The sequence below is a fragment of the Albimonas sp. genome (assembly GCF_055129145.1).
Genome location: NZ_JBSRTQ010000151.1, coordinates 1 through 9,852 on the forward strand (window position 1 = coordinate 1; position 9,852 = coordinate 9,852).

At 73.7% G+C, this 9,852-nt stretch carries 5 protein-coding genes; all 5 read left to right on the top strand.

Annotated elements, in window-relative coordinates; translation table 11 throughout:
* Positions 1–99: 99 nt before the first annotated feature.
* A complete protein-coding gene (locus ACTB72_RS17970; protein WP_463038383.1) occupies positions 100–1,203 on the top strand; it encodes a class I SAM-dependent methyltransferase in 1,104 nt (367 codons plus the stop codon).
* Positions 1,204–1,380: 177 nt separating this feature from the next.
* The gene (locus ACTB72_RS17975; RefSeq protein WP_463038384.1) at positions 1,381–3,345 is read left to right on the top strand and encodes an autotransporter assembly complex protein TamA; all 1,965 of its coding nucleotides are present in this window, start codon (positions 1,381–1,383) and stop codon (positions 3,343–3,345) included.
* Positions 3,345–7,910, top strand: coding sequence for a translocation/assembly module TamB domain-containing protein (locus tag ACTB72_RS17980; RefSeq protein WP_463038385.1), 4,566 nt, complete (start codon positions 3,345–3,347; stop codon positions 7,908–7,910). The genes ACTB72_RS17975 and ACTB72_RS17980 overlap by 1 nt, the downstream gene beginning before the upstream one ends.
* Before the next feature lie 300 nt (positions 7,911–8,210).
* A complete protein-coding gene (locus tag ACTB72_RS17985; protein ID WP_463038386.1) occupies positions 8,211–9,128 on the top strand; it encodes an N-acetylmuramidase domain-containing protein in 918 nt (305 codons plus the stop codon).
* A gap of 15 nt (positions 9,129–9,143) precedes the next feature.
* Positions 9,144–9,776 carry a hypothetical protein gene (locus ACTB72_RS17990; protein WP_463038387.1) on the top strand — a complete coding sequence of 211 codons (633 nt, stop codon included), beginning with the start codon at positions 9,144–9,146 and terminating at the stop codon, positions 9,774–9,776.
* The last annotated feature ends 76 nt before the right edge of the window (positions 9,777–9,852 follow it).

The following is a 9,852-nucleotide window of genomic DNA, read 5'->3' on the forward strand; positions in this document are numbered from 1 at the left end:
CTCGGCCCCGCCCTCGCGCCGCTCGGGGGCCGGCCCCCGCTGATCGTCCGGCGCACGGCCGGGCTTTTCATTCCGCCCGCCGGGCGCTAGGGGACGCGCATGGCTGATCCCGATCCGATGGACCTGCTCGCCGTCCCGTTCGAGACGGGCGAGATCGCCGCCCCCGAACCCGGGGGCCTTCTGGTGCTGCGCGCGCGGCCGGGGTCGCGTTTCGCGCCCGACGCGCTGGTCTGCGAGCAGGGGTTCCGCCCCGCGCATGACGCGCTCGTGGCCGAGGGGCGCACGGTTCATGCCGCGCTGCCCGAGGATGCGGGCTCGTTCCCGATGGCCGCGGTCGCGTTGACCCGGGCCCGCGACGAGACCCGCGCCAATTTCGCCCGCGCCTGGGCGATGACCCGTCCCGGCGGGCTGGTGCTGGCCACCGGCGCCAAGACCGACGGCATCGAGAGCCTCCAGAAGGCGCTGCGCCGCGAGGGCCTGGCGGTATCCGCCCGCCCGATGAAGCATGGCCGCATCCTGACCACGGAGCGGCTGGAGACCACCCCCGACATTTTCGCGGCCTGGGCGGCGGAAGCTCTGCCCTCCCCGGCCGCGACCGGGCCGGACGGTCAGGCGTTCGTGACCTCGGCGGGCGTGTTCTCCCGCGACGGGGTCGACCCGGGCTCGGCGATGCTGGCCGCGGCGCTGCCCGAGCTGAAGGGCGCGGGCGCGGATCTGGGCGCGGGGTGGGGGTATCTCTCCGCCGCCGCTCTCATGCAGCCCGGCGTGACTTCGGTCGAGCTGATCGAGGCCGATCACGCGGCGCTCGGTTGCGCGCGGCTCAACATCGCCGACCCCCGCGCCGGCTTCCGCTGGGCCGACGCCCGCGCGCCGGGGATGGCGGTGGGCAAGCTCGATTTCGTCATCGCCAACCCGCCGTTCCATGACGGCCGCGAAGTGGCGCTGGCGCTGGGCGAGGCGTTCCTGGTCTCCGCCTCGCGGCTGGTGAAGCTGTCGGGGCAGGTGGTGATCGTGGCCAACCGCACGCTGCCCTATGACCGGGTGCTGGCGGAGCTTTTCGCCGAGGTCGAGGAGATCGCCGGCGACAAGGTCTACAAGGTGCTCGCCGCGCGCCGCCCCAAGCCGAAGCCCAAGCCGGGCACCGCCCCGCGGCTGCGCCCGGGCGCCGACCCGCGCGGACGCATCCCGCAGCGCGGACGCTGAGCCCCCGGGCTCTTGCCAAGCCGTCGGCGACGCCGCAGCCTGCGCGCGAATGACGGCATAACGCGGGAGACGGGGCAGTGGGCGCCCCGCCATTCCCTCGCCGCAATCCGAGTGGTGTCTGTTCCGATGACCAGCGAACCCGTGTCCCGGACCTCCGGGCCCCGTCTTGCGCGCCGCTTGGCGTCCGTCCTCAGCCTCTGCGCGGCCCTTGCGCTGGGCGCCTGCGGCTTCGGGGAGGAACGGGCGGGCGACATTCCCCCCGCGGAGTTCCTCGCCCCTGACACCGGCATCGAATACGAGGTGGAGGTCGTCGGTTCGCCCCGCGACGAGGCCACCAGCCTGCTGGAGCAGACGCTGCTGCTCTACCGGCGCCAGGAGAACGGCGCGCCGAGCCGCGCGATCCTGAAGCGGCGGGCGGAAGAGGACGTGGCCTCCGCCGAAAAGGTGTTGAAGAGCTTCGGATATTACCAGCCCGAGATCACGGTGGAGGTCGTCGACCTGCCCTCCGCTCCGGCGGCCGCGCCGGCCGCGGCGGAGCCCGCCGCCGGGGGCCGGGCGCATGACATCTCCTGGGCCGAGCTGACCGGCAAGGCCGAGGCCGAGACGGCCGACGCGGACGCCGCCGCCGCCGAGCCCGCCGCCCCGATGGGCCGGGCGCTGGCGCGGATGACCATCGATCCGGGCCCGGCCTTCCAGCTGGTCACCCATGATTTCGAACTGGTCGACGTGCCCGACGGGCCGCCGGTGACCATGCCGACCGCCGACGAGATGGGCTCTCCGGTCGGGCGGCGGGCGGATGCGGCGACGATCCTCGCCTCCGAGTCCAGGGTGATGACGGCGCTGCTCAACCAGGGGCGCCCCTGGGCGAAGCTGCAGGGGCGGCGGGCGGTGGCGGATCTGGAGGCCGACACCATCGCGGTGGAGACCCGCATCGCGCCGGGCCCCTACGCCGAATACGGGCGGATCGGGGTCGACGGGCTGGAGCATGTCGAGCCCGGCCACGTCAACACCTACCGGCCCTGGCGCAAAGGCCAGGCGGTGGACCGCCGCGAGCTGCGCGAATACCAGAGCGAGCTGATGGCGACGGAGCTTTTCGACTCGGTCGTGGTCGACGTCGCCCGCACCCCGCCCGAGGCCGGCGGGCCGGTCACCCCGGTCACCGTCACGGTGGAGGAGGCCAAGCGGCGCACCGTCGCCGCGGGGCTGCGTTTCGACACCGACCAGGGGCCGAGCGTCCAGGGCGGCTTCGTGCATCGCAACCTGTGGGGCGAGGGCGAGCGGCTGCGGGTCGACCTGTCGGCCGGCGCCGAGGACCAGAACCTGACCGCCGAGCTGCGCAAGCCGCAATTCCTGCGCCGGCGCCAGGACCTGACCTTCGACTTCGTGGCCAAGCACGAGGAGAACGACGCCTATGACGAGACCGGGGTGCTGCTGGGCGCCGGGCTCGAGCGGCGCATCGGGCGCTACTGGACGGTGGGCGCCGGGGGCGTGCTGGAATATTCGCAGATCCTCGACGACGGGGTGGAGGACAACCTGTTCCTCTACGGCATTCCCGGCTTCGTGAGCTATGACGGCGCCGACGACCTGCTCAACCCCACCGAGGGGGTTCGCGCGACGCTTTACGCCACGCCCTATTACGCGACGCGCGACGCCGGCGATTCGCAGTTCCTGAAGGCGGAGCTGCTGACCTCGGCCTATCTGCCCTTCGACGACGAGAAGAAATACGTGCTGGCCGCGCGCGGGCGGATCGGGTCGATCATGGCGGAGAATTTCAACGACGTGCCGATCACCAAGCGGTTCTATTCGGGCGGCGGCGGGTCGGTCCGCGGCTATCAGCAGGACTATATCGGGCCGCTCGACGGCGACAACGATCCCACCGGCGGCCGCTCGGTGATCGAGGCGGGGCTGGAGATGCGGGCCCGGGTCTGGGGCCCGGTCGGGGTGGCGGCGTTCGCGGAAGGCGGATCGGTATCGAAAGAGGTCTATCCGGATTTCCAGGACGAGCCGCGCTTCGCAGCCGGTTTCGGGGTGCGCTATTATTCGCCCGTGGGGCCGATCCGCGCCGACATCGCCTTTCCGCTGAACCCGCGGGACGTGGACGATCCGTTCGGCTTCTACTTCTCCATCGGACAGGCTTACTGATGCGGACTTCGACCCTCCGCGCCGGGCGGCGCGCGACCTTCCTCCGCCTCGCGGCCGCGGTCCTTCTGGTCGGGGCGGCGGCGGTCTGGGCGGGGCCCGGGCAGGCCCAGATCTCGATCTTCGGGCTGAAGAACTCCCTGGTGCAGTTCCTGCTCAAGCAGATCTCGGTCGAGGGCGAGTTCGAGATCACCGCGACCGGCATCGAGGAGCCGGAGGATGGCGTGACCCGGCTCGCCGGCGTCGCCATCGCCGACGGCGAGGGCGTGTGGTTCAGGGCCGAGGCGGTGGATCTGAACTGGAACGCCTCGCGCATCCTGCGCGGCGAGCTGGAGATCCGCAGGCTGGCGGTGGTGGGGATGGAGGTGCTGCGCGCGCCGACCCCGCCCGACGTGACGGTGAACGAGGACAGCGAGATCGGGCAGGCGGTGTTCGATCCCTTCGCCTGGCCGCGGTCCCCAATCACCACGCGGGTGCAGGAGATGCGGCTGGAACGCGCCTTCGTCGCCGCCGGAGTGATCGCGCCGCAGTCGCTGGCCTTCGAGGCGACGGGGTCGTTCGTGGACGAGGGCGACGAGCAGAGCCTGAAGCTGAACCTGACCCGGACCGACGATGTCGAGGGCCGGATCGACCTGAACTACCTGCGCGATTTCGCGAATGAGAGCCTGACCCTGAAGCTCGCCGCCCGCGAGGCGGCGGGCGGGCTGGTGGCGGCGCTGGCCGGGCTTCCGGAGGGGAGCGCGTCGCATGTGGACGTCGACGCCTCCGGCCCGCTGACCGACTGGGGGCTGACGCTGTCGGCCGAGGCGGAGCGGATGATCGACGTGACCGGCGAGGCGACGGTCAACGCCAAGGCGCCGATCGGGGCGTCGCTGCGGTTGCGGCTGGTTCCGGGTGACCTCCTTGATCCGGGCGCCAAAGTGGCGCTGGGCGCGGCGGCGCGGCTCGATCTGAAAGTGCAGGAGACCGAGGGCGGCGTGATCCGCATCGAGGAGGGGCGGTTCGATTCGCCCGCTCTGGGGATGACGGTCTCGGGCGACTATGCGCGCGACAGCTCGGCGATGGATTTCGCGCTGACGCTGGAGGCGTTGGAGCCGTTGGCGGCCCTGGCCGAGGGCGTGGACTTCCAGCGATTGGGCTTCGACGGCACGCTGAAGGGGGACGGGACGGCGTTCACCGCCAAGGGCGCGCTGGATCTGGCGGGGCTGGCGACGGCGCCGGCGGATCTGGGCTCGGCCGATCTCGACCTGGCGGTGACCATGGCGGACGAGCGGGTGACGCTGGATGCGTCAGGGCTGGCGCAGCAGGTGCGGCTCGACAAGCTGGGGCCCGACCTGATGGGCGAGACCCGGCTCGCGATCAAGGCGACTTACGGGCTGACCGACCAGCAGGCGGTGCTGGAGACGCTGAGCGTCGCCTCGCCGCTGCTGTCGGTCTCGGCCAGTGGCGACGCGGATCTGGCGGCGCGCCGGGCTTCGGTCGACTACACGTTCGCGACGCCGGAGCTGAAGCCGGTGGCGAACGCCTACGGACAGGACGCTGGCGGGCGGATCGAGGCGTCGGGCCATGCCGAGGGGCCGTTCGACGACCTCAAGGTGACGGGAAAGCTCGCGGCCGAGGCGCTGGAATATCAGGGCGATGGCTGGGGGCGGGTGCAGTTCGACCATGACGTTACGGTCGGCCCGGTGATCGGCGGCGACCTGTCGCTGCGCGCCGAGGGCACGCCCTACGGGCCTGCCGCGGTGGTCACCGGCTTCGAGCTGGACGGCGACCGGCTGGTGCTGAGCGATCTGTCGGCGGAGGCGATGGGGGCGACCGCGCAGGGCGGGTTGCGGGTGGATCTCGCCACCCGGCTCGCGCAGGGCGATCTGGCGGTGACGGCGGACGATCTGGGCCGGTTCTCGGATCTGGCGGGGTCGCCGCTGGCGGGCGCGATGACCGGCACGCTGACGCTCGCCCCGCAGGACGGCGCGCAGAACGGCAAGCTGGCGGCGGAGTTGACCGGCTTCGAGGGGTTCGGCGCGAAGACCGAGCGGGCGGACGCCAATGTCTCGGTGCGCGACGCGCTGGGGACGCCTTCTGCCGATTTCGCGTTGGGCGCGGACGGGGTGGTCTATGCGATGGGGCCGGGCGCCGAGGACGGGACCGCGCGGATGACCCGCGCTGAAGTGACCGGCACGGCGATGGATCTGACCGGCGCGCCCTCGGTCAAGGCCAAGGGCGAGCTGACCGGGTTGGGGCTGACGGCGCCCGACGCCTCGGTCGAGACGGTGACGTTCGAGGCGGATCTGCAGGACCTGATCGCAGCCCCCGGCGGCACGTTGAGCGCGGTGGCGGAGCGGGTGGAGGTCGACGGGAACGAGGTGGCGCGGCTGAAGCTGGACGCGACCGGCACGGACCTGCTGGCCGAGGCCGGGCGGGCGGTGGCCGATCTGACCGCGACCGGGGTGAATGCCGGCGGCGCGACGGTGCGCGAGGTCGTCGCGCATGTGGAGGCGACGGACCTGACAGGCGCGCCCTCGGCCACCGCGAAGGCGACGGCGCGGGGGATTTCGGCGGGCGGTGCGACGGTGAATTCGGCGGTGCTGGACGCCGAAGCCTCGAACCTGATCGCCGATCCCCAGGGCGAGGCGACGCTGCGCATCGAGGGCGTGGACGCGGCGGGCGCGGCCACCTTCTCGCGCATCGACCTCTCGGCGCGGGGCGCGCTCGACGCGCTGAAGCTGGTGCTGGACGCGACCGGCGAGACGGCTAAGGGCGAGCCGGTGAGCCTCGGCGTCACCGGCGAGGGCGCGCTGGCGGGCGAGGGCGCGACCTTCCGCTTCGGCCGGCTGGCCTTGCAGGCGGGCGAGACCGCGATCGGCCAGCAAGGCGCGCTGACCCTGCGCCAGGCGGGCGGGGCGCAGAGCTTCGACGGGCTGAACGTGGCGCTGCCGGGCGGCGCGCTGACCGGCAGGCTGGCGCTGCGCGGCGGCGGGCTGGTGGGCGACATCGTGCTCGACATGGCCGATCTCGGGCCGCTGGCGGCGCTCGTGGACGCGCCGGTGGAATCGGGCCGGATGCGGATGACGGCGACCTTCGACACCCGGGCGGGCTCGGCCAGGGCGAATGTGGTCGTGGACGCCTCCGAGCTCGCGGTGACCGATGTGACCGAGGACGCGGGCCAGACGCTCGCGGTCGCGCTGCGGGCGGACTGGAACGGGCGGCTTCTGAATGTCGACGGCCAGGTGACCGGCGGCTTCGGCGACGGGCTGCGCCTGTCGGGCAGTCTGCCGCTGCGCCCGGCGGGGCTGATCCCGGCCCCGCCGGCGCATGCGCCGATCGATGCGGGGGTGACGTGGAAGGGGCGGGTCGAGTCGATCTGGCCGCTGCTGCCGCTGTCGGATCATGTGCTGAACGGGGACCTCGACCTCGACCTGCGGGTGACCGGCCCCTACGACGATCCCAAGCCCGCCGGCCGGGTGCGCCTGACCGACGGCGCCTATCAGAACCTTGAGACGGGGACGATCCTGAGCGATCTCACGGTCCGCTCGCGCCTGCGCGAGCAGGGGGGCGGGCTGGTGGTGCGGGTCTCGGCGCTGGATGGCGCGCAGGGGCCGGTGGAGGCCGAGATCCAGCTGAAGGGCAAGGAGATCGAGGCGGTGCTGACCACGCGCGAGGCGGTGCTGGTGCGCCGCGACGACGTGACGGCGGCGATCACCTCCGACATCAGGGCGGAGGGGCCGCTGACCGCGCCGCAGGTCACCGGGACCATCACCGTCGACCGGGCCGAGGTCCGGCTGGTCGACGCCTCGCCGCCCTCGCTCGCCACGCTGGGCGAGGTGGAGATCAAGGGCGCGCCGCCGCCCGAGCCGGAGGAGGCGGCGTCCGGCGGGCCGATCCTCGACCTGAAGGTGCGGGCGCCGGGCAACATCTTCGTGCGCGGGCGGGGGCTGTCGAGCGAATGGGAGATGTCGCTCGACATCACCGGCCGGGCCTCGGCCCCCTCGATCCGCGGAACGGTGCAGAAGCGGCGCGGGACGCTGGATTTCCTCGGCCGGGATTTCGAGCTGGTGCGGGGCCTGGTGCGCTTCGACGGGTCGACCACGCTCAACCCGTCGATCGACGTGTCGCTGGAGCATGAGCGCGACGACATCACCGGGCGGATCGCGGTGCGGGGCTACGCCTCGGACCCGCAGCTGGCCTTCGAATCGTCGCCGGCGCTGCCGGAGGACGAGGTCCTGCCGCGGGTGATCTTCGGGCGTCCGCGCCAGAGCATGACGGCGGCGGAGGCGCTGCAGCTGGCGAGCGGCGTGGCGACGCTGCTGAGCGGCGACGAGGGCGTGCTGGGGCAGGTGCGCTCGGCGGTCGGGCTCGATACGCTGTCGGTGGACACCACCGGCGAGAGCACGGCGGTGAAGGCGGGGCGCAACGTGGCGGACGGCGTCTTCGTGGGCGTGAAGCAGCCGGTGGACGGCGGCGCCCCGGCGGTGGAGGTGGAGATCGAGGTCTTCGACAACTTCACCGTGGACGCCGAGACCGGACCCGACGCCTCGGCGGTCGGTCTGGGCTGGAAGCACGACTGGTAGCGCCGGCCCGAGGGGGCGGGCGCTCCGGGGCATCGAGCCCCGTCGCGCCCGCGCCTCGCTGCGCGAGGCCGGCGCCCGGGCGGGGGCGGCGGGCCGTGTTGGGCCGGGTTTCGGGCCGGGCGATGACCTTCCGAATTGACGAAAAATCAACCTTGATCCGCGAGGGTGCCAGCTCTCGCCCGACGGGATGCGCGCGGCGCGTCCGGGGCCGGTCCAGCGACAGAGCCCGCCATGCCCCGACACGCCGCGCCCTTGCGCGCGTCACCCCCTCCGCCGCGTCCCGACGCGCCTGCGCCTCCGATGGAAGCGCCGGGCGCGGGGGCTGCGGGCGGAGCGCCCTCCGCCCCGGGCGGAGCGGCCGAGGCCTGGCCGCGCCGCGCCCCTGACGGGTTCCGCGGCGCGGCCCGCCTGATCGGGGACGAGGGGCCGTGGCTGGCGGCGGCGGCGGATCTGGGCTGCGAGCTGGCCGCGATCAGGGCGGTGGCGCGGGTGGAGAGCCGGGGGGCGGCGTTTCTGCCCTCGGGCCGGCCGCCGATCCTGTTCGAGCGGCATGTTTTCCATCGGCTCACCGACGGGCGCTTCGATGGGGCGGCGGCCGAGGTCTCGGACGCGGCGCCGGGGGGCTACGGGGCGGGGGGCGAGGCGCAATATGCACGGCTGGCGCAGGCCGTGGCGCTGGACCGGCCGGCGGCGCTGGGGGCGGCGTCCTGGGGGAGGTTCCAGATACTGGGGCGCAATGCGGCGCTTTGCGGGTGGTCCGACGTCGAGAGTTTCGTCGCGGACCAGTGCGAGGACGAGGCGGCGCAGCTTGAGGCGTTCGTGGGCTTCGTGCGGGGGGCGCGGTTGGACGGGCGGCTGAGGGCGCGGGACTGGGCGGGGTTTGCGCGGGGCTATAACGGGCCGGGCTATGCGGTAGGCGGGTATGACGTGAAGCTTGCGGCGGCATGGGCGGAGGAGGCGGCGCGGGCGGAGGCCGGGGGCGCGGGCGCCGGGTTCCGCGTGGCGACCGTCGCGGCGCTTCAACACGCGCTGACCCATCTGGGGGCGGATCCCGGCCCGGCCGACGGGCTGATCGGCCCGCGCACCCGCGCCGCCATCCTGCGCTTCGAACGCCAGTGCCGGTTGCCGGAGACGGGGGCGCCCGGCCCCTCGGTGATGGCCGCGGCACAGGCGGTTTATTACGCGCTGGGCGGTCCGGCGCGTCCTCTGCAGTCCTGAACCCGGGAGGCCGACATGGCGTTTCCTTTATTGCCGCTGGTGGCGGCGCTGGCTCCGGCGCTGGTCTCGCGCCTGACGGGCGAGGCCGTGGGCGGGCCGCTGGCCGCGGCGGTGGGGGCGGCGGTGCGCGAGGCGACGGGGGTGGAGCCCGGAGCGCCGGGGGCGGGGGAGGCGGCGCTTGCCGCGGCCCGGGCCGACGCGCAGGTGATGGCGGCGCTGAAGGCGCGGCTGGCGGAGGTGGCGCTGGCGCGCAGCGAGGCGGAGTTCGCCGACCGGGCGGATGCGCGGGCGCGCGACGTGGCGCTGGCCCTGCACGGGACCCGGGGGCGGCGGGGCGACGTGATGCTGGCGGCGGCCTTCGCGGCGGTGGTGGGCATCGCGCTGGTGATGTTCCTGCTCTCGCTGAGCAAGGGGGCGGAGAACAGCGCCCTGGTCAACACGCTGGTCGGGTTTCTGACCGGAATCGGGGGCATGTTCGCCCGCAACATCGGCACCGCCTTCGACTTCGAGTTCGGGTCGAGCCGGTCCAGCCGGGACAAGGACGGGGCGCTGGCGGATCTCGCGTCGCGCGGGTTGGTCCCGGGCGGGGGCGCGCGCGGGCGTGCGCTCGACCCGCTGGAGGCGTTCCGTCGGCGGCTGGCGGAGTAGGCTCTCGGCGCCGGCGCGGTCCCGTGCGCGTCCTGCGGCCGCGCCCGCGGGCAGGGCCCGCGCCCGGCGCTGCGCA

What these genes read in the sequence shown, in the direction of transcription:
- ACTB72_RS17970 (WP_463038383.1), top strand. Translation starts at nt 100, where the DNA reads ATGGCTGATCCCGATCCGATGGACCTGCTCGCCGTCCCGTTCGAGACG.
- ACTB72_RS17980 (WP_463038385.1), top strand. Translation starts at nt 3,345, where the DNA reads ATGCGGACTTCGACCCTCCGCGCCGGGCGGCGCGCGACCTTCCTCCGC.
- ACTB72_RS17985 (WP_463038386.1), top strand. Translation starts at nt 8,211, where the DNA reads ATGGAAGCGCCGGGCGCGGGGGCTGCGGGCGGAGCGCCCTCCGCCCCG.
- ACTB72_RS17990 (WP_463038387.1), top strand. Translation starts at nt 9,144, where the DNA reads ATGGCGTTTCCTTTATTGCCGCTGGTGGCGGCGCTGGCTCCGGCGCTG.